Source organism: Microcystis aeruginosa FD4, assembly GCF_009792235.1.
Classification (GTDB): domain Bacteria; phylum Cyanobacteriota; class Cyanobacteriia; order Cyanobacteriales; family Microcystaceae; genus Microcystis; species Microcystis viridis.
Map to the genome: position 1 here is coordinate 4740495 of NZ_CP046973.1, position 19101 is coordinate 4759595.

Consider the following 19101-nt stretch of genomic DNA (forward strand, 5'->3'; position numbering starts at 1 on the left):
CGATTAGCAAATGCTGCTATATTTTAACTACGATCTTCGAATAATCCACTCAAACGTTCTACTTCTGTTTGTGCTGTGTACATAGGAGTTCCGGCCAGAATTCCGGTAACATTGCGGAAAGGTTGACCAATGTGCATACCTTGATGATCGATCGAAAACTCACGAATATCCTTATCGTGCATAGAACCGCGCATTTTTAAAACAGTGATACCGCGGCGCATTTCTCCATACATTTCCACATAACGCAGCAGAATAATTGAATCGGTAATTGTAGAAATATGCGCTTCTGTAATCGAGGAACCTCCTAATAAAGTGGGAGTGGTGGAAGTAAATAATCCTCCCACCTCTTTTTGCTTAATAAAAGAAGTCAAACCGATAATAAATTCCCGAAATCCTTTCAGATTAGAAACCCTTTCTAAAGCAGATAAACTATCTACTGCCACTCGATTCGGTTGAAACTCCTCGATAATTTCCTTCATCATAATTAAATGATTTTCTAAACCCGTAGTTTCGGGATAACGACAGACTACCTTTAATTTACCTTCCTTTTCCATGCGGTCATAATCCACCCCCCAACCAGTAGCATTTCTAAATAACTGTTCGCGACTTTCCTCGAAGGCAAAAATCAAACATCTTTCCCCATTGGTTACTCCCCCGGCCATAAATTCTGTCACCATCAGGGTTTTTCCTGTTCCCGTGGCTCCCGAAACCAAAATAACCGAATCGCGGAAGAAACCACCCCCACACATTCTATCGAGTTCGAGGCTGCCGGAAGTAATACGAATATTAGAGGATTTTTGTTCTAGTTCAATAGCTGATAAAGGAATAATCACGGCCCCTTTGTTGGGAATAATTGTAAAAGGAAATTCTCCCTTTTGGTGATCGGTTCCGCGATATTTTAAAATTTCGATTGTCCTTCTTCTTTTCTCATCGGTTAAAACGTTGCGTAAAATCACCACATTATCGGCCACAAACTCCTCCACCCCATAACGACTGATTTCGCCGTATTCTTGGGTTCTTTCTGCGGTCATAATCGCTGTTACTTCCAATTCTCGCAAAGCGGTTGCTAGACGAAAAAGATCACTTCTCACTTGAGCGCTATCACTCAAATGGCTAAAAATTGCGCCTAAAGAATCCATAGACACCCGTTTGGCTTTATTTTTGCGGATAGCAAACTCAATGCGAGCGATTAATGCGCCTAGGTCGTATTCTCCCGTCACCATCGGCTTTTCTTCCGGTTGGGGGGAAGCATCAACAAAGGCCCATTGGCGATTTTCCTCCCACTGCCGGATATTCCAACCAAAACCACCCATATTTTTTCTGAGTGCGTGGGGTGGCTCCTCAAAGGTGACAAAAACGCCATTTTCTCCATTTTTGATGCCTTCTGCCAGAAATTGACAGGCAAAGACCGTTTTAGCACTTCCTGCTGTTCCCGCTATCAATGTTGCTCTTCCTTTCGGCAATCCCCCTTCCGAAAGAAAATCAAAGCCGGGGATTCCTGTTTCTAACTTCTCAATCAACTCTAGGGGATTATTTTGCGTCATTTAATTTCTCTATGAAAACGAGCTAATGTTTATTGTACCTATTTCAGTGACCAGTGATACCAGAAATTCATCCCTAGTTTGAGAGTTTGAGCATTGGTAATAAAATTTCCAAGACATAGTTTAAATGCAGCACAGATTCACCCAAGAATAAATGGAAACTAGATAATACTAAATCCGTTGAGTAACGCACAGAAAACGGGTTTCTCCGAGAAACCCGTTTTCTACTCATGCACTCATGCAAAACGGAGAATAAATAATCAGTTTTTAATAACTGGATTTAGTATAAGCAGGTAAATCTCCGCCACAATTAACACAGGAAGGAATCAAACCGAAAAATAGATAAATTCTGTTTATTTCAGGGTTAGTTCAGATGCGCCATCATTTGACGCATCCACTGGGAAAATCAAGTTAATTTCTCTAACTACAAAGGAACTTTAGTAATCCAATCTTGATACTTTGGTTCCTGATTGAGAACAATAGAACTTAACTTGGCTTTTAACTGATAAGTAATCGGTTTATCGACGGGTAAAGAAAAAGTTTCAATCTTTTTAATCGGAGTAATTTTCGCCGCAGTGCCACTTAAAAACACCTCATCAGCGATAAATAACTCCGTCTTATCTACAGGTCTTTCAATAACCGGAATACCCAAATCCCGCGCAATAGTTAAAACACTATCTCTAGTAATCCCTTCTAGAATATCTTGGTCAAAACTAGGAGTAATTAGCTGACCATTTCTGATGATAAAAATATTCATTCCCGTCGCTTCACAGACTTTACCCTGAGAATTCATTAAAATTGCCTCATCAAACCCCGATTCTACCGCTTCCGTTTTTGCTAAAGCAGAAGTGATATAAGCGGCGCTAATTTTACCTCGCAACGGGAAACTTCTATCCTCTTGACGATACCAAGAACTAATCCGACAGTTAACCCCATCGGCTGCTAAATAATCATCCATTTCCAGACCATAGACTAGAAAATCCTTCTCGATACCATGCAATCGCGGGGCAATTCCCAACCCGGAACTATAGACAAGGGGACGAATATAAAAAGGTCGATGACACTGATTATTTTTGACAAAATCGATAATTATTTGATAGATTTTATCGGCAGGAATCTCGTAATTAAGAAACTTAGCACTTTGACTTAAACGCTGAGAATGACGTTCTAATCTAAATAATAATATCTGTCCTGGATTGCTAGGGTCAGGAGTACCTCGTAAACCCCCAAAAGCGGCAGTTCCGTAGTGTAGTGCGTGGGTAGCAACGGATAATTTTGCCTCACTAAAAGGGATAAATTTATTCTCAAAATAGGCGAGAGGAAGGAAAGGAATTTCGGCGGTAATAGACATTTTTTTGTTGATTTAACCAAGAACTAAACGGGATTTACCCATGCAGAAAAATTTTGTTTCTGGCTATTAGAAGGATTTTCTACCCTGATAATTTCATAGCGAATCGTCTGCGGGGTGGCCAGTGGAACAGCAAGGGTTCGCAATTCATCGAGATGAAAGACTGTTATCTGAATAATATCACCTGCGCGGTAGTCTTTTAATCTTTCGTTTAACTGTTCCGCCGTCACCCGCAATCCATCGATGGCTAATAACTCATCATCAGCATTAATTCCCGCTTTTTGGCAAGGGGAACCCATCTCGACAAATTTAATCATTTCTTTACCCGCTTCACTCTGTACCCGCATTCCCAGATAAGGTATCGTCTCCCCATTGCCAACACCCCGCAGATAGAGTCCAAAAGGTTCAAGATATTGATTAAAGGGTAATTCTTCTAAACCGTCGATATAACGCTGGTAGAAGTCGCTTAAATCCACTCCCGAGGCAGATTCGAGAATTGCTTGCAATTCCCCATCGGTATAACCAATCTCCTCTTTACCGAAATGTTGCCACATCGAGCGTAAAACATCATCGAGGGAACGACGGTTATCAGTGTGGGTGCGAATTAGTAAATCGAGAAGCAGCGACAATAATTCCCCCTTGAGATAGTAGGAAATTTGACTATTATCGCTATTGCTATCCCGTCGATAGAGTTTAATCCAAGCATCGAAACTGGATTCGCCTAGCGGTTGGACAAGACGACCGGGTATATTGAGATAACGAGTAATTTCCTTGCTTAAAAGCTCTAAAAAAGTCTTACTATCGTATATTCCCGCCCGTAGAGGGATTATCATATCGTAATAACTGGTGGTTCCTTCGGCAAACCAGAGGGAAGAAGTATAATTCTCTGCGTCATAATCGAAGCTTTCTAAAGCTTTTGGGCGAATACGCTTGATATTCCAGAGATGAAAGAACTCATGGGCAACTAATTGCAGAAAACGATGATATTTATCCTTATCTCGCAATCCTAAACGCATATAGTTAAGGGTACAGGAATTTTTATGTTCTAGTCCCCCGTAACCAGCCGCCGAAAGATGTAGCAAAAAGAGATAATTATCATAAGGGAGTCCACCGAACATAGCGGACTCGGTTTGAATAATTTTAGTGGTATCGGCGATAATTTGACTAGGATTGGCGTTTCCCCGTCCCCAGATAGCTAATTGATGGGGTTTTCCCTCGACGACAAAATCGTATAACTGATGAATACCCACTTCCACAGGACTGTCCACCAGGGTATCAAAATCGGGAACGTGAAAGCTGTTTTTCTGTCCGGGTAAAGATTTTAAGGCAGTGGTAATGCGCCAATCGCCATGGGGGGGGATAATTGTCAGGGTGAGGGGATGTTTTTGATAATCGGGGATATAGAAAAATAAAGCAGCCCCGTTGAAGTAACCGTGAGTATCATCAAGATGGTTGGTTCTGACGGTTAAATCGTGGGCAAAAACGCGATATTTGACCGTTATTTCGGAACTGTTACCATTGTCAATCTGCCAGTGATTTTTAGCAACTTTGCGACTGTTGAGGTTAATAGCTTGAAAATCTTGGACTAAACGGGAGTATTCCCGCACTAGATAGGAACCGGGAGTCCAAACCGGCATTTTTAGGTTTAAAATCGGAGCTTGCCAACCGGTAATCTCTAGAGTGACTTCAAAGAGGTGCGAAGTCGGTTCCGACATAGCAACTTGATAGCTGAGACTTAAACGGGTTGAGGAGATGGTAGTGGGGGAAATAAGACTGGTCATCGGCGTTAAACAAGCTTTTAAGTTATTATAGCGGCAAGCTTTCGGCTAAATTCCCCAGTTTCGCCGCCAAAAATCCGTCAGCGTCTTTCTGCCGGGGGTGCAGGAGGAGTCACATCGGGGGGAGGAGTTACCTGTAGGGGAACCGAACGAGTTTCGGGAGCTGCCACAGTGACGGGAACGGTAATCGGTTCGGCTGCCGCGGGGGCCGTATTTTCAGGACTAGGAACAGCGGCGCTGGTAGGAGCGGTGCTAGTACGCCGACGACTAGAACGGCGTTGGCTGGGTTCGCTAGTATTAGAACGGACGATAGTTTGCTCACGACTGACCCGAACCCGTCGCCGTCTGCGGATGGGTCCTTCGGTGGGGGAACCCTCATCGCTGCTGGCTAAACGATTGTTAGTAGTTTGGGTAAAGTAGGTACGTCGGGGTTTAATTGGTTCCGCTTTTACTGTCACTGGACGTTTGCCTAAATTCGGTTCTGGGAAACCTTGATAGGGAATATCCTTAATTGCTTCTAACATAAATTGTCGCCACATCCAAGCGGACATGGTACTGGCTCCATTGGTGGGTTTATTATTGTCATTACCGAGCCAAATTCCCGTGACTAATTGGGGAATATAACCGACAAACCAAAGGTCGCGAGCCTTGTCAGAAGTGCCGGTTTTTCCTGCCACCGGACGACCAATTTGTGCGGGGGTTCCCGTTCCCGAATTAACCACATCCTGTAGCATCCAAGTCATCGTCGCTGCCGTGTTTTTATTGAGAGCAGTTTTCGGTTTAAAATTGGCTTGATAAATTACCTTACCATGGCGATCGAGTACCTGATTAATACCGTAAACCGGTTGATGCACACCATTATTAGCAAAAGTTCCGTAGGCGCTGGTCAATTCTAAAAGATTGACTTCCGAAGCACCCAAAGCCAAAGAATAAGTGGGTAAAAGTTTCGACTGGATGCCCAGAGCTTGAGCTAATTTAATCACCGGATTCCAACCCACAGCCACTAACACCTGAACTGCCACCACATTCAGGGAAGAAGTCAAAGCATCGCGCATGGACACCTCGCGGCCGCTATACCTATCGCCGTAGTTTTCTGGTTTATAACCATCCACCACATACTGAGCATCTTTATAACTAGAATAGGGGGATTTCCCCGCCGCAATCGCCGCCGCATAGACAAAAGGTTTAAAAGTAGATCCCGGCTGACGTTTTGCCTGTGTCACCCGATTGAATTGATTCTTCTCGTGGTCAATTCCCCCGACCATGGCCTTAATTTGCCCATTTTTGGGGTCAATTGCCACTAAAGCCGCCTGTTGGAAGTTCTGCCACTGGCCATAACGAGAAACCGCTCTTTCTACCACTTCCTCCGCTTCGCTTTGCCAACGAGGATTAAGGGTGGTTTTTACCACCAATCCCCCCGCTTCTAGGGTTTGAGCGGGAACCAGTTGCGGCAGTTCTTTTTCCACATAATCGGTAAAATAGGCCGCTTGCCGTTGCAGACGTTTGAGGGGACTGGTTTTAAGGCCTAGGGGAGATGCGATCGCCAGTTCCGCTTGAGCGTTAGTAATAAATCCCACCTCGGCCATAGTTTTGAGGACGATATTACGCCGTTCTAGGGCAGATTTAGGGTTTTCGAGGGGAGAATAGAGACTAGGAGCGGGAACAATGCCAGCCAGGGTGGCAGCTTCGGCTAGAGTTAATTTATCGACGGGTTTACTGAAATATAACCAAGCGGCATCGGCAAGACCGTAGGCCCCGGAACCGAGATAAACTAGGTGAAAATAACGCTCTAAAATCTGGTCTTTTGTATATTTATCTTCGATTTTCTGAGCGATACGCATTTCCCGTAATTTGCGATCAAAGCTCTTTTCTTGGGATAAAAAGACAATCCGGCCCAATTGTTGGGTGATGGTGCTGCCTCCTTCCACCACTCCCCCGGCTCTCAGGTTAGAAAAGAGAGCGCGAGCAATACCTTGACCATCAACTCCCCCGTGTTCACGAAAACGACGGTCTTCACTAGCGATAAAGGCCTCCTGTACCAGTTGGGGAACCTGAGCAATCTTCACGGTTTCGTAAGTGCTAGGTCCATTTTGTTTGAGGATTTCCCCATTAGCGGCTTGAATGGTTAGGGTGCCGGGACGAGTATATGTTTGTATATCGGCGATATTTTGCGGTAAAGAGGTTTCAAGGCGATAAATGCCCCAACCTACCCCCAAAATGCCCCCTGTCACCCCTAATCCTACTCCCAAGTACAACCCAAAGCGGGGATGTTGTCGCCATTGCGGTAAGGGGGAATTGTCGATCAGGGTAGTAAATTTGTTTTTTAAGGGTTTAAATGTCTCTAGAGCCTTACTACTGGCTTGGGAGACTAAATTAACCTTTTTTTCTTCAGAAGCGGCTTCTACTGGCTTTTCCTCTGGAACTGGCGCAGATTTGGAGTCGATAGGATCGACTTTAGGGGGTTGCTCGGAATTCTCTAATTTATTAGCGAGATTATGAAAAAATTGACTAAGTTTTTGTTTGTATTTCATGTTAATTGAGCGGGTGAGGGAGTGGGGAAGTGGGAAGTGGGGAAGTGGGGAAGTGGGGAGGTGGGGTGTGGGGTGTAGGGTGTGGGGTGTGGGGAAGTGGGGAAGTGGGGAATTTAGCTGAAATTTCCCCATCCCCTAACCCCTATCCCCTATCCCCTAAAGATCACTAAATTGTCGCCACCATTGCTGGAGGGGATAATAGACGAGGGGAGTCCAGAGACTACTAAGCAGAGCAGAAGTGAGGCCAATGCGTTGATAATCGAGCCAAAGATCAGCGAGATTTTTACCTCCTTGTAGATAGTATTGAAAAGCGATCGCACCATCGGCAATTAAAGTCATAACAAAGACAATTAAGACCACAGCGATTAATTCTTCTTTAACATAACGTTGTCGGTGTAAACGGGAAGTGAGGAAACCGATCAGACCAAAAACCATGATATGGGAAGGATAATTAGAGGTAAGACTATCTTGAATAGTGCCGATCGCTAATCCAGCCACCACACTATCGAGACAAGAGCGATTGAGACTCCAACTAACCAACCAAATCAGTAACCAATTGGGAGCGATGCCTAAAATCTCCATACCGGGCAGCCGCATTAAGGAAAGAAAGGCACAGAGAAGCAGCGAAGCGATAGTGACTAAAATATTCAGGATAAAACGAGAACGGGCTGATAAACGGCTTAATTTCAGCATAATTCCCCCTCTCACTGCTGGGGTTGCGGGTGAACGAACACCCATTCGAGATTGTCCACGGTGGCGGTAAATTCAATTTTGGCGGTGGGGGCGGGATTTTCCGGTAAATTAAGGGAAATTATGCGACCGATGGCCAACCCCGGCGAAAAAAGACTACTAAAAGCCGAAGTTGTCACCACATCTCCCGGTTTGACATCGGGAGCTTTTTCAAAAAAGCGCAGGGTGGCGACTTGGGAATTCTGACCTTGAATTAAACCCATGGCCCGACTGCGATTCACCGTTGCTCCGATGCGACTTTGGGAATTACTGACCAATAAAACTTTGCTGGTGTGGGGGGTAACTTCCGTAATCCGTCCCACTAAACCGCCAATTCCCGTCACCGAAGCACCCACTTGCACACCATCGGCGCTACCCCGACCGATAATTACCTGTTGCCACCAATCATCGGCGCTGCGGCCAATAATTGGGGCAGAAATCAGGGGTTTTTTCTGGGTTTGATAATAACCAAGCTGTTTTTTTAATTGTTGATTTTGATATTCGACTTCACTTAAACGATTTTGTAATTCTCGCACCCGTTGATCGGCCAGAAGTTGCTCTTGCAGATTAGTTTCCTCTCCCTGAAAAGGACGAGTTAATAAACCATACAATTCTAAAATCGCCCCACTTTGATAGGTGCGAATGTACCAAGCTCCCCCCAGAGTGGCAGCGAGCAGAAACAGTCGCCATCCCTGCTGTGTCCATTTTCGTCGTGCTGAATACATGAGCGATTTAAAACCTCTTGGCTGTGTAGAGTGAGAATCGGTCCATTTTTCCGCTGCTGATAGCTAACGGCTAACCGATCCTAGTGACCTTTAGACATTGCGAGTTGTTTCATTAACGATCCGCTCAAAGAGTTTCTGATTTTTTAACACTTCTCCCGTGCCTTTGACAACACAGCGCAGGGGATCTTCAGCGATATGAGTAACGATACCGGTTTCGTGACTGACTAGGCGATCGAGTCCCCGTAATAAAGCACCTCCTCCCGCTAACATGATGCCGCGATCAATAATATCGGCGGCCAATTCGGGGGGAGTCTTTTCTAGGGTACGTTTGATCGCATCAACGATCACGGAAAGTGGTTCATCCATACTTTCCCGCACTTCTTCCGCTTTTATCGTCACGGTGCGGGGTAAACCGGACATGAGATGCAATCCCCGCACTTCCAGAGGAGGAAATTCATCTCCGGGGGAGGGATAAGCTGAAGCAAGGCGAATTTTAATATCTTCGGCCGTACGTTCGCCGATAATCAGGTTATGGACTTTTTTCAGATAGGCGATAATTGCTTCCGTGAGTTCATCCCCGGCGACGCGCACCGATTCGCTGATCACCGTCCCATCGAGACTGAGAATCGCCACTTCCGTCGTGCCACCACCGATATCGATGATCATATTTCCCGTCGCTTCCGAGACGGGTAAACCGGCACCCAAGGCCGCCGCAACCGGTTCATCAATTAACCCCACTTCTCGCGATCCAGCATTTTTGGCCGCATCCACCACCGCACGTCTTTCTACTCCAGTAATCCCACTGGGAACACCGATTACCATGCGGGGATTGCCAATCGTGCCATCGAGCGCTCGTTTGATGAATTCCGCTAACATGATCTCGCAACTGTAAAAATCGGCGATTACGCCATCGCGCAGGGGTCGCAGCGCGGTGACATGGCCCGGAGTCCGACCGAGCATTTTTTTGGCCTCCTCCCCGACAGCGACCGGGTTACGATCTTGATCGATCGCCACTACCGATGGTTCCTCTAAAACAATACCTTTCCCTGACACATAAACGAGGGTGTTTGCCGTCCCCAAGTCTATACCTATGTCTCTTGATAAGGTTAGACCTCTAAAAAAACCCACTTGTTTTCACTCCTGTTCTGATAACAACGTTGCTTGCTATAGCTAGACTTTCGATCGAATCGACTTGGATTCTATTACGTTTTGTTTCTCAAGTCTAGTTAATTATCGCTTCTTTCTCTCCAGATTTACGCAGGTCTTCGGCCTAATTTTCTGGCTGCCCACCGGTCAAGTCCAAGGTTTCGGGCTAAAATAAACATACTATTGTACTAAATTGAGGATTTAAGACCATGAGTTTAAATCTGGTTCATTTGGTGGGACGAGCGGGGAGAGACCCGGAAACCAAGTATTTCGAGTCGGGTAAGGTTTTATGTACTTTCACTTTAGCGGTTAATCGTCGCTCTAAAAATAGCGATCAGCCGGATTGGTTCGATCTGGAAATTTGGGGCAAAACGGCGGAAGTGGCCGCTAATTATGTGAAAAAAGGCGGTTTAATCGGGATTAAAGGTTCTTTGAAAATGGATACCTGGAATGATAAAAACACGGGATTAGCTCGTTCTAAACCAGTGATTCTCGTCGATCAATTAGATTTACTCGGTTCTAAGCGCGATAGTGAGGCTAATTCCGAGCGAGAATTTTAAAGCTTGAGCGGCATTATTTCCAGATTTTGGGTGTGTTAGCCTCTAGTAACACATCCTTATTTAGGGTTTGCGGCAAAAAGTTTTTCGTGGGGGTAGGGTGTGGGGTGTGGGGTGTAGGGTTTTACCCATTTTCAGGTGGTAAATTACCTAATTTTCAGGGAAAAAGTCCCTGAATTTTCCCCCCAATCACTCCCATGGTCGGCACTTTTTGAGGAAAAAAAAGTCTAAAAACCTTGTTGGATAAGGTTTTTAGATTTATTCAGCAAACCTTATTTATTCTCTAATTGACTGGAAAAATATTGCTGTAAATCTGGTAAAACTTGCCGATAAATGGCTGTATTTATCTCTAGATCACAGCCAAGAATAGAATTAAAAGGGATAATTTCGACCAAGGAATTACTATAGGCGATCGCTTGTAAAGTCCTGACAAATTCAGGAGTCCAGAGATTTTCTTCTAGGGAAATATTTTGTTTTTTTAACCAGCCGATCAAAGCCGAGCGCCCAATCCCGGGTAAAATATCAGCAGTCAGCAGGGGACTGTACCAGCAATTATCTTTCCATCCCCATAAATTGCCCGTGCTAGTTTCTAACCAATGACCGACTCGATCGACTAATATCGCCTCTTTTGCCCCTTTTTTTTGAGCAGTTTGTGACGCTAACCAAGGGGTTAAATAATTACCAGTTTTATGTTCTCCTAAAACCCGTTGCCAAGCGGGATTATCTATTACCCAGCCAATAATTCCCTGCTCTTGTCTAAGGTTTAAATCTTCGGGTAAAAATCTGCCTTTAATCCACTCCCTGCCATCGGGAAAAATTGTGATTCTCAGGACAGGATACAATAGGGATAATTTTTCGGCTCCTTGGCGAATTCGCTGCCAATCGGGAGCGGGCCAGTGGAAAACTTGTAAACTAGAGTGCAGACGTTGGAGATGCTCTTGCCAATGGGTTAGGGGATGATCTAAGCTTTGTTGATAGATACGCAGGGTAGTAAATATTGTCGCTCCATAAAGCAGCCCAATATCATTAATATCCAGACTTATGCGCTCATTCTCGATTAATTCGCCATTATACCAATACATAATCAGTTATCAGTTATCAGTTATCAGTTATCAGTTATCAGTTATCAGTTATCAGTTATCAGTTATCAGTTATCAGTTATCAGTTATCAGTTATCAGATGTGAGTTTTCAGTTCATTAGACATATCCAAAAATTATAACTCAATCAGAGCTTGCTTTGCTGCCTTGTACTAATAAGTAGTTCGATGTTGAAATATATAAGTAGGTGGGTGGAATTAAATATAAGATGAACGTAGGTTGGGTTGAAGCATGAAACCCAACGCCCGCATGGGTTACGAAGTGCGCTAACCCATCCCACAAATAATTGTGCCTCCCTACTTATCTGTCGTTGCTAATTCAATTTAACTGAAAAAATATGGGAACATTAAAATCATTTTTATTTGGGTAAGTTTCTTGTCTAGACAAAATTTTATTCTTGAGATAATATTAGGGATAAGTCCACTGATTACTGTTTACTGATAACTGATAACTGACCTAGCTTATGAACCGTCAAAAATTTACTTGGGGATATTCTAGCTATAAATTGCGTCAGAGAGAAAATTTTAAAGAATTTCTGTGTTTACTGGGATTATTAATAGCGGCCTTAATTATCTATCTAGTGGGATTAGGTAATTTACCCTTGCGGGATTGGGATGAAGCGACCATTGCTCAGGTGGCCAAGGAAATTAGCCAAACCCCACTGGAACAATTGCGCTGGTTATTTCCTAGTCTTTGGGGTGATCCCTACCTGAATAAACCGCCATTGATTCATAGTTTAATTGGTCTAACCTACCATTTCTGGGGCATCAATGAGGCCAATACTAGATTAATTCCCGCTTTTTTTACAGCTTTATCGGTGCCGCTTCTCTATCTTCTCGGTCGAGAAATTTTTCCCGCTCGTTTGCCAGCTTTACTGTCGGCCTTGATCTATTTAACTCTTTTGCCGGTGGTGCGTCATGGCCGTTTAGCCATGTTGGATGGAGCGGTATTGTGTTTTGAAATCCTGATGTTTGTTAGTTTACTGCGCTCACGGCGCGATTTACGCTGGTCTCTGGGGGCGGGGTTAGGATTTGCCCTCCTTTGTCTGACGAAGGGGATTATGGGGCTATTATTGGCGGGTATCGGCTTTATTTTTCTGCTCTGGGATACCCCCCGGTTATTAACTTCTGCCTATTTTTGGTCGGGTTGGTTATTGGGAGCAACCCCCGCTTTTGCTTGGTATGCCGCCCAATTTTGGCACTACGAGCGGGAGTTTCTCGATTCCCTTTTTGTTCAACAGTTAAAGCGAGTTAGTGACGATCTGGACAATCATCGCGGACCGTTTTGGTATTATCTGCTGGAAATTCTTAAATATAGTTGGCCCTGGTTAATTTTCTCGGTTTGGGGTTTACGTTTAGCCCGTCAGGAATATCTCTACAGTTGGGCGAAGTTACTGTTAGTTTGGACGGGTGTTTATCTGTCCGTAGTTTCGGTAATGGCGACTAAGTTGCCTTGGTATATTCTGCCGATCTATCCGGCCTTGGCTTTAGCGGCCGGTTATGCCTTAGCGCAGGTGGGTAATCTTCCTATCGATCGCCCCTATAATCCAATCTGGTCAATTATTTTGGGTATTATCGGCGTTGGGGCGGGTTTATTAGCTTTAATGGCCTATTTTCCTGGTAATTTTGCCGCTATTGAACCTCTCCATCCCTTAATTCTTTTAACCTTATTGTCACTGTCCCTGACCATGGTGACAACGGCAATTTTGTTAGCTCGGCGCTCGCAACAATTCAGCGTGGTTTTACTCTGGGGAATGTTGGTTTCTTTGTTTATTTTTGTCAATTCTCCCCTGTGGATCTGGGAATTAAATGAGAATTTCCCCGTCAAACCAGTGGCGAGTTTAGTGGAGAAATATGTGCCGGCCGATCACCCCGTTTATATTGCTTTTGCCTACGAGCGCCCCTCGTTAAATTTTTATAGTGGTCGTCGAGTTTTTCCCCTTGCTGCTGAAGAATTAATCAATCACTGGCAAAGTCACAAGCAACCTTACCTAATTATCGATCGTCAAACTAAAGAAGCTACTGATTTAGAAGGATTAAAGGCGATCGGATCTACGGATTCCGGTTGGTTTTTGGTGACGAAGCAGTAGTGAAGTTAATTTTGTGAATACTTTCGATCTTAGGTTTGGTGGCTAAAATATATTCTAAGATACAGTCCTGCTGGCGAGCGAGTGGAAGGAACCCGACCGACACAGAGGACACAAAGATTGATCGCTTCTATAGTAAGTTAAACTGATCACACAAAGAATAAGAGAGCCAAATTTTACCAGTTGCGTTAAAATCACCCCTAGCGATGAAACGCAGCACTTTTGTAATTGTTGAAACCGAGATTAATATGCTAAATAGGTCAATTACGGCCGAGAAAACCGAGGAATTCGCTCCTGCTGACCTGCAAGACCTGCTAGACTGTACCGATAGCTTTGTTAACCGTCATATTGGACCGACGGAGACGGAAATCGAGAAAATGCTGGCGGTTTTGGGTGTTGCTACCGTTGAGGAGTTAATCGCTAAAACTGTCCCGTCAGGAATTCGTTTACAAACAAGCCTTAATCTAGCACCTGCCTTGAGTGAATACGCTGCTCTTGCCCAATTAAAAGCTATTGCCTCCAAAAATCAGGTATTTCGCTCCTTTATTGGCATGGGCTACCATGACTGTATCACCCCGCCGGTAATTCTTCGCAACATCTTAGAAAATCCGGGTTGGTACACCGCCTATACTCCCTATCAAGCGGAAATCGCCCAAGGACGCTTAGAAGCTCTCTTAAACTTCCAAACTCTCATCACTAGCTTAACCGGTCTGGAAATTGCTAACGCTTCCCTCCTCGATGAAGGAACAGCAGCCGCAGAAGCGATGAGTATGAGTTACGGACTGTGTAAAACTAAAGCCAATGCTTTCTTTATCTCTAGTAGTTGCCATCCCCAAACGATTGAAGTTGTTAAAACCAGAGCGATTCCTTTAGGCATTGACATTATTATCGATGATCATCGTCTCTTTGACTTCCAAACGCCGATTTTTGGCGCATTATTACAATATCCAGCCACCGATGGCGTAATTTATGACTATCGGGAATTTATCAGCAAAGCGCAGGAAAATGGGGCTTTAGTCACCGTTGCCGCCGATATTCTCAGTTTAGCCCTGTTGACTCCCCCCGGCGAATTGGGGGCTGATATTGCCGTGGGTAGCAGTCAACGCTTTGGGGTTCCCTTGGGTTATGGGGGTCCCCATGCCGCCTATTTTGCCACCAAAGATGTCTATAAACGCAGCATTCCGGGGCGCATTGTCGGGGTATCGAAGGATAGTCAGGGTAAACCTGCACTGCGTTTAGCTTTGCAAACCCGCGAACAACATATCCGCCGGGATAAAGCCACCAGTAATATTTGTACCGCACAGGTGTTACTAGCGGTGATTGCTTCCATGTACGCGGTGTATCATGGACCGGAAGGAATCAAGAAAATCGCCCAAAGAGTGCAGAAATTAACCGCTTTGTTGGCAAATGGCTTAAAACAGTTGGGTTATGAGGTGGGGAAAGAACCGCACTTCGATACGCTCAAAGTGACGCTATGCACGGGAGTTAAGTATCTCCTCGCGAAGGCAAAAACCCAGAAGATTAATCTGCGTTATTTTGATGACAATAATCTAGGAATTAGTCTCGATGAAACCACCACTCTCAGGGATGTGTGGGATTTATGGCAAATTTTCGCCGCAACCGAGGAATTACCCTTTACCACGGCGGAATTAGTCGAGAAAATTAGTCTAGAATTACCCGCTAATTTAACCCGTACCAGTGCCTATCTTACCGAGCCGGTGTTCAATCGTTACCACTCGGAAACGGAATTACTCAGATATCTGCACCGTCTGGAAACAAAGGATCTAGCCTTAAATACTTCCATGATTCCCCTCGGTTCCTGTACGATGAAACTGAATGCCGTAGCGGAGATGATTCCAGTAACTTGGGCAGAATTCGGCAAATTACACCCTTTTGCTCCGATTGACCAAGCAGAAGGCTATCAACTGCTCTTTCAAGAGTTAGAAACTTGGTTAGGGGAAATTACCGGGTTTGATGGCATTTCCCTACAACCAAACGCCGGTTCTCAGGGAGAGTATGCCGGTTTACAGGTAATCCGAGCCTACCATGAAAGTCGCGGTCAAGGTCATCGTCAGATTTGCTTAATTCCTGAGTCCGCTCACGGGACTAATCCTGCCAGCGCCGTTATGTGTGGTATGAAAGTAGTGGCGGTTAATTGCGATTCTCAGGGCAATATTGATATTAATGACCTGAAAACTAAGGTCCGGAAGCATCAGGATAATCTAGCGGCTTTGATGGTGACGTATCCTTCCACTCACGGCGTTTTTGAACAGGGAATTAGCGAAATTTGTGCCTTGATTCATCAATACGGTGGTCAAGTCTATATGGATGGCGCGAATATGAATGCTCAGGTGGGTTTATGTCGTCCAGCGGATTTTGGTGCTGATGTCTGTCACTTGAATCTCCATAAAACTTTCTGTATTCCCCACGGTGGTGGCGGACCGGGTATGGGACCAATCGGAGTAAAATCCCATTTAGTGCCTTTTCTGCCCGATGTTTCCCTGGTTTCGGCGAAATTATCCCCAGAAACCGCTAACGGTAAGCATCAGGACTCGATTGGGGCAATTTCGGCCGCACCTTGGGGTAGTGCCAGCATTTTGGTGATTTCTTGGATGTATATCGCTATGATGGGGGCAGCAGGCTTGAAAAAAGCGACGGAAGTGGCGATTTTGAACGCTAATTATCTGGCTTTTCGTCTAGAGTCGGCCTATCCAGTGTTATTTAAGGGTAGCGCAGGAACAGTCGCCCACGAGTGTGTGATTGATTTACGTCCCCTGAAAAAACAGGCCGGCATCGAGGTGGAAGATGTGGCAAAACGCTTGATGGATTTCGGTTTCCACGCGCCGACGGTTTCTTGGCCCGTGGCGGGTACAATGATGGTGGAACCCACGGAAAGCGAATCTTTGGGGGAATTAGACCGTTTTTGTGAAGCTTTGTTAACTATCTATCAAGAGGTACAAGCGATCGCTAATGGTAGCATGGATCCCCACGATAATCCCTTGAAAAATGCCCCCCACACAGCCGCAGTTTTAACTGCCGATGATTGGAGTCGTCCCTATTCCCGTCAACAGGCAGCTTACCCGCTTTCTTGGCTAAAAGATTATAAATTCTGGCCAGTAGTGGGACGGGTTGATAATGCTTACGGGGACAGAAATCTGGTTTGTTCCTGTGAGGGTATGGACGCTTATAAGTAGGATTTGCGGCAAAGAGTTTTTCGTGGGGGTAGGGTGTGGGGTGTGGGGTGTGGGGTGATGGGGAAGTGGGGAGAATAAATAAAAATAATCTCCTGTCTCCTGTCTCCTATCTCCTATCTCCTATCTCCTGAATCCTGACGACCGGCTCCTAACCCTAACAAAGGCCTATTTTAAACACTTCTTGCGCCACTCGATCGCAACTACCTACTGTTCCTAAACCGGCTGTGGTTTCTGCGTATTCATCTAACATTTTTTGCCGACGTTGCTGATTTAATAATAAATCTAGACATTCCTGCATAATTCTCTCTGGGTTAGCTTCCTCTTGTAATAATTCGGGAACAATTTCTCGCATTAAAACTAAATTTACCGGTGAGACAAATGGTACAGAAAACTTCATAATATTGCGGGCAATCCAAGCAGTAACTGCACTTAAACGGTAAACCACCACCTGCGGCACATTTAACAAAGCAATTTCGAGATTAACTGTACCAGACTTAGCCACAGCCAGATCGGCCGCAGCAATCGCTTCTAAAGTCTGATCTCGTTCCATAATCACCGCATTTAATCCATATTTCTCTACTAATTCTCGCATTTTGGGTTCGTATAAAGCTAAGGGAACGGGAATTAAAAACTTAATATCGGGAATTTTTTCCTGTAATTTTTGGGCAGCAGCGCACACCGTCGGCACGAGATATTTAAACTCCTGTTGACGGGAAGCGGGTAACAAAGCGACCACCGTTTCTTCGGGTTTTATTGCCCATTTTTGCCGCATTTCTTGGCGATTGGGAGCATTTGCCATACGATCAACTAAAGGATGTCCCACCCAAGTTACCGGTAAACCTTTTGTTTCAAAAAAACGAGCTTCGGCAGGAAAAATTGCCAATAATTTATCGGTGACTGCGATTAATTTTTCCGTATTAAATAACTTTTCTGCTGTGGCCCTGAGTTTAGCTGAGGGGATATTTTCTTCTGACCAAATCCACACCTGTGGGGCAATATAATAAATAATTGGCACCTGGGGAATAATTTTTTTAGCCGACTGACCGATCGCTACATTTGCCCCCACATAATCAATTAAAATAATCAGATCAGGGGGATGATCTCTAAAAAACTCTTTTGCTCGTTTTTGTAGTTGTAAAGTTGGCCAAATAAAGGGGATAGATTCAATTAATCCCATGGCAGCCAGTCGAGTGGTTTTACCCAACATTTTTGCTCCGGCTAACTCCATGCGATCGCCGCCTAGGGCAAAAATTTCTAACTCAATTGCCTGGGTTTTAGCTAGTTGAAAAAGGGATTCAATCAGCATCGCTGCCTGTAAATCACCCGATACCTCACCTGTGCTAATAAATATACGCATTTGGATAATTATTTAATATAGGCAATGGGGAAATTCTGAGAACGGTGGGTTACGGCGAATAGTAAAGTTATTGGTGAATTATATCAGTTATTGTCGCCTAACCCACCCTACCTTGGGATTATTTCCCCGGAATTAAACCGCGACGTTTTTCTCCCGTGGTAGAGGATTGTAAAAATTGACAGAGATGTTGAACATGGGGGTTATCGGTTAAGAGAGAAACTTGTTCTAAAGCCTGCTGAAGATTTATATTAGAACGATAGATAATCCGAAAAGCTTTTTTCAGTAAAGCTAGATCTTCATCGGTAAAACCGGCCCTTTGTAAACCGACTAAATTAAGAGTTCGCACGCGACAGGGATTGCCTTCCACTAAAGTAAAAGGGGGAACATCGCGATCAATACGACTCATTCCTCCTAACATGGCCATTTTGCCAATATGAACAAATTGATGTACTCCTAAAACCCCCCCGATAACTGCTTTTGATTCGATCTGGACATGACCGGCCAAGGCGACACTATTAGCGATAATAATGTTATCTTGCAAAATACAATTATGGGCAACGTGAACATAGGCCATTAATAAATTATTATTGCCAATTTGGGTAACTTCTCCCGTATCTGTGGCGCGATTAATTGTGACAAACTCGCGAATTTGGTTATAATCACCAATTTCTACCCTACTTTCGCCACCTTTATATTTTAAATCCTGTGGTTCATTACCAATAACAGCCCCGGAAAAAATATGATTACCCTTGCCAATTTTGGTCGGACCTTCAATGACCACATGGGCATCAATAATTGTATCAGTTTCAATTTCCACATGGGCCCCGATCACAGCATAGGGGCCGACTTTAACCTTGGCAGCAAGTTTTGCCGACGGATGGATAACCGCAGTGGGGTGAATTAACGTATTCAAAGGGAAGTCTCCCGCGCTCAACTTCGTCACTGTATGAATCATGGTATAGCTTATCCTATATTGGACAGATTGTGATCAAGATTGATAGCGGTTGCTTA

The 19101-nt window shown here is 44.6% G+C and carries 14 protein-coding genes; 4 read left to right on the forward strand and 10 right to left on the reverse strand.

Annotated elements, in window-relative coordinates; translation table 11 throughout:
• Positions 1-23: 23 nt before the first annotated feature.
• The 4 genes from kaiC to GQR42_RS23630 all read right to left on the reverse strand — a co-directional run bounded on the left by kaiC (position 24) and on the right by GQR42_RS23630 (position 7198).
• Entirely contained in the window at positions 24-1544 is a 1521-nt protein-coding gene (gene kaiC / locus GQR42_RS23615; protein WP_002744832.1) for a circadian clock protein KaiC, read from the reverse strand.
• Positions 1545-1965: 421 nt separating this feature from the next.
• Positions 1966-2892, reverse strand: coding sequence for a branched-chain amino acid transaminase (locus tag GQR42_RS23620; RefSeq protein WP_158201844.1), 927 nt, complete (start codon positions 2890-2892; stop codon positions 1966-1968).
• Positions 2893-2915: 23 nt separating this feature from the next.
• Complete coding sequence (locus tag GQR42_RS23625; RefSeq protein ID WP_158201845.1) at positions 2916-4670, reverse strand: M61 family metallopeptidase; 1755 nt, start codon at positions 4668-4670, stop codon at positions 2916-2918.
• Positions 4671-4747: 77 nt separating this feature from the next.
• On the reverse strand, positions 4748-7198 hold the full coding sequence (locus GQR42_RS23630) for a transglycosylase domain-containing protein (protein ID WP_158201846.1): 2451 nt from the start codon (positions 7196-7198) through the stop codon (positions 4748-4750).
• On the opposite strand from GQR42_RS23630, the gene GQR42_RS29660 reads away from it, so the two are divergent.
• Positions 7197-7319, forward strand: coding sequence for a hypothetical protein (locus tag GQR42_RS29660; protein ID WP_257792604.1), 123 nt, complete (start codon positions 7197-7199; stop codon positions 7317-7319). The two genes, GQR42_RS23630 and GQR42_RS29660, sit on opposite strands and share 2 nt — an antisense overlap.
• Positions 7320-7354: 35 nt before the next feature.
• On the opposite strand, the gene mreD is transcribed toward GQR42_RS29660, so the two are convergent.
• The 3 genes from mreD to GQR42_RS23645 all read right to left on the reverse strand — a co-directional run bounded on the left by mreD (position 7355) and on the right by GQR42_RS23645 (position 9780).
• Positions 7355-7936: a rod shape-determining protein MreD gene (gene mreD / locus GQR42_RS23635; protein WP_158201847.1), complete on the reverse strand. Its 582-nt coding sequence runs from the start codon at positions 7934-7936 to the stop codon at positions 7355-7357.
• Positions 7903-8652, reverse strand: a complete 750-nt coding sequence (gene mreC / locus GQR42_RS23640; protein WP_158201848.1) for a rod shape-determining protein MreC — start codon at positions 8650-8652, stop codon at positions 7903-7905. Before mreC ends, mreD begins: the two co-directional genes overlap by 34 nt.
• Before the next feature lie 90 nt (positions 8653-8742).
• Positions 8743-9780, reverse strand: coding sequence for a rod shape-determining protein (locus GQR42_RS23645; protein WP_158201849.1), 1038 nt, complete (start codon positions 9778-9780; stop codon positions 8743-8745).
• Positions 9781-10007: 227 nt separating this feature from the next.
• Between GQR42_RS23645 and GQR42_RS23650 the strand changes: the two genes are divergently transcribed.
• The gene (locus GQR42_RS23650; protein ID WP_002797092.1) at positions 10008-10358 is read left to right on the forward strand and encodes a single-stranded DNA-binding protein; all 351 of its coding nucleotides are present in this window, start codon (positions 10008-10010) and stop codon (positions 10356-10358) included.
• Between the two features lie 269 nt (positions 10359-10627).
• Here GQR42_RS23650 and GQR42_RS23655 read toward each other — a convergent pair whose 3' ends face one another.
• Entirely contained in the window at positions 10628-11437 is an 810-nt protein-coding gene (locus tag GQR42_RS23655) for an aminotransferase class IV (RefSeq protein ID WP_158201850.1), read from the reverse strand.
• A 479-nt stretch (positions 11438-11916) separates the two neighbouring features.
• On the opposite strand from GQR42_RS23655, the gene GQR42_RS23660 reads away from it, so the two are divergent.
• Entirely contained in the window at positions 11917-13542 is a 1626-nt protein-coding gene (locus tag GQR42_RS23660) for an ArnT family glycosyltransferase (RefSeq protein ID WP_158201851.1), read from the forward strand.
• Positions 13543-13745: 203 nt separating this feature from the next.
• Complete coding sequence (gene gcvP / locus GQR42_RS23665; protein WP_199273231.1) at positions 13746-16733, forward strand: aminomethyl-transferring glycine dehydrogenase; 2988 nt, start codon at positions 13746-13748, stop codon at positions 16731-16733.
• Positions 16734-16887: 154 nt separating this feature from the next.
• Here gcvP and lpxB read toward each other — a convergent pair whose 3' ends face one another.
• Together lpxB and lpxA are read right to left on the reverse strand one after the other, a co-directional pair.
• Positions 16888-18090 (reverse strand): lipid-A-disaccharide synthase, encoded by a 1203-nt coding sequence (lpxB, locus tag GQR42_RS23670; RefSeq protein WP_158201852.1) that lies wholly within the window; start codon positions 18088-18090, stop codon positions 16888-16890.
• A gap of 118 nt (positions 18091-18208) precedes the next feature.
• Positions 18209-19045 carry an acyl-ACP--UDP-N-acetylglucosamine O-acyltransferase gene (gene lpxA / locus GQR42_RS23675; protein ID WP_158201853.1) on the reverse strand — a complete coding sequence of 279 codons (837 nt, stop codon included), beginning with the start codon at positions 19043-19045 and terminating at the stop codon, positions 18209-18211.
• Positions 19046-19101: the final 56 nt, after the last annotated feature.

Coding starts and splice junctions, on each gene's coding strand:
- kaiC (WP_002744832.1), bottom strand. CDS start 1,544: ATGACGCAAAATAATCCCCTAGAGTTGATTGAGAAGTTAGAAACAGGA.
- GQR42_RS23620 (WP_158201844.1), bottom strand. CDS start 2,892: ATGTCTATTACCGCCGAAATTCCTTTCCTTCCTCTCGCCTATTTTGAG.
- GQR42_RS23625 (WP_158201845.1), bottom strand. CDS start 4,670: ATGACCAGTCTTATTTCCCCCACTACCATCTCCTCAACCCGTTTAAGT.
- GQR42_RS29660 (WP_257792604.1), top strand. CDS start 7,197: ATGTTAATTGAGCGGGTGAGGGAGTGGGGAAGTGGGAAGTGGGGAAGT.
- GQR42_RS23630 (WP_158201846.1), bottom strand. CDS start 7,198: ATGAAATACAAACAAAAACTTAGTCAATTTTTTCATAATCTCGCTAAT.
- mreD (WP_158201847.1), bottom strand. CDS start 7,936: ATGGGTGTTCGTTCACCCGCAACCCCAGCAGTGAGAGGGGGAATTATG.
- mreC (WP_158201848.1), bottom strand. CDS start 8,652: ATGTATTCAGCACGACGAAAATGGACACAGCAGGGATGGCGACTGTTT.
- GQR42_RS23650 (WP_002797092.1), top strand. CDS start 10,008: ATGAGTTTAAATCTGGTTCATTTGGTGGGACGAGCGGGGAGAGACCCG.
- GQR42_RS23655 (WP_158201850.1), bottom strand. CDS start 11,437: ATGTATTGGTATAATGGCGAATTAATCGAGAATGAGCGCATAAGTCTG.
- GQR42_RS23660 (WP_158201851.1), top strand. CDS start 11,917: ATGAACCGTCAAAAATTTACTTGGGGATATTCTAGCTATAAATTGCGT.
- gcvP (WP_199273231.1), top strand. CDS start 13,746: ATGAAACGCAGCACTTTTGTAATTGTTGAAACCGAGATTAATATGCTA.
- lpxB (WP_158201852.1), bottom strand. CDS start 18,090: ATGCGTATATTTATTAGCACAGGTGAGGTATCGGGTGATTTACAGGCA.
- lpxA (WP_158201853.1), bottom strand. CDS start 19,045: ATGATTCATACAGTGACGAAGTTGAGCGCGGGAGACTTCCCTTTGAAT.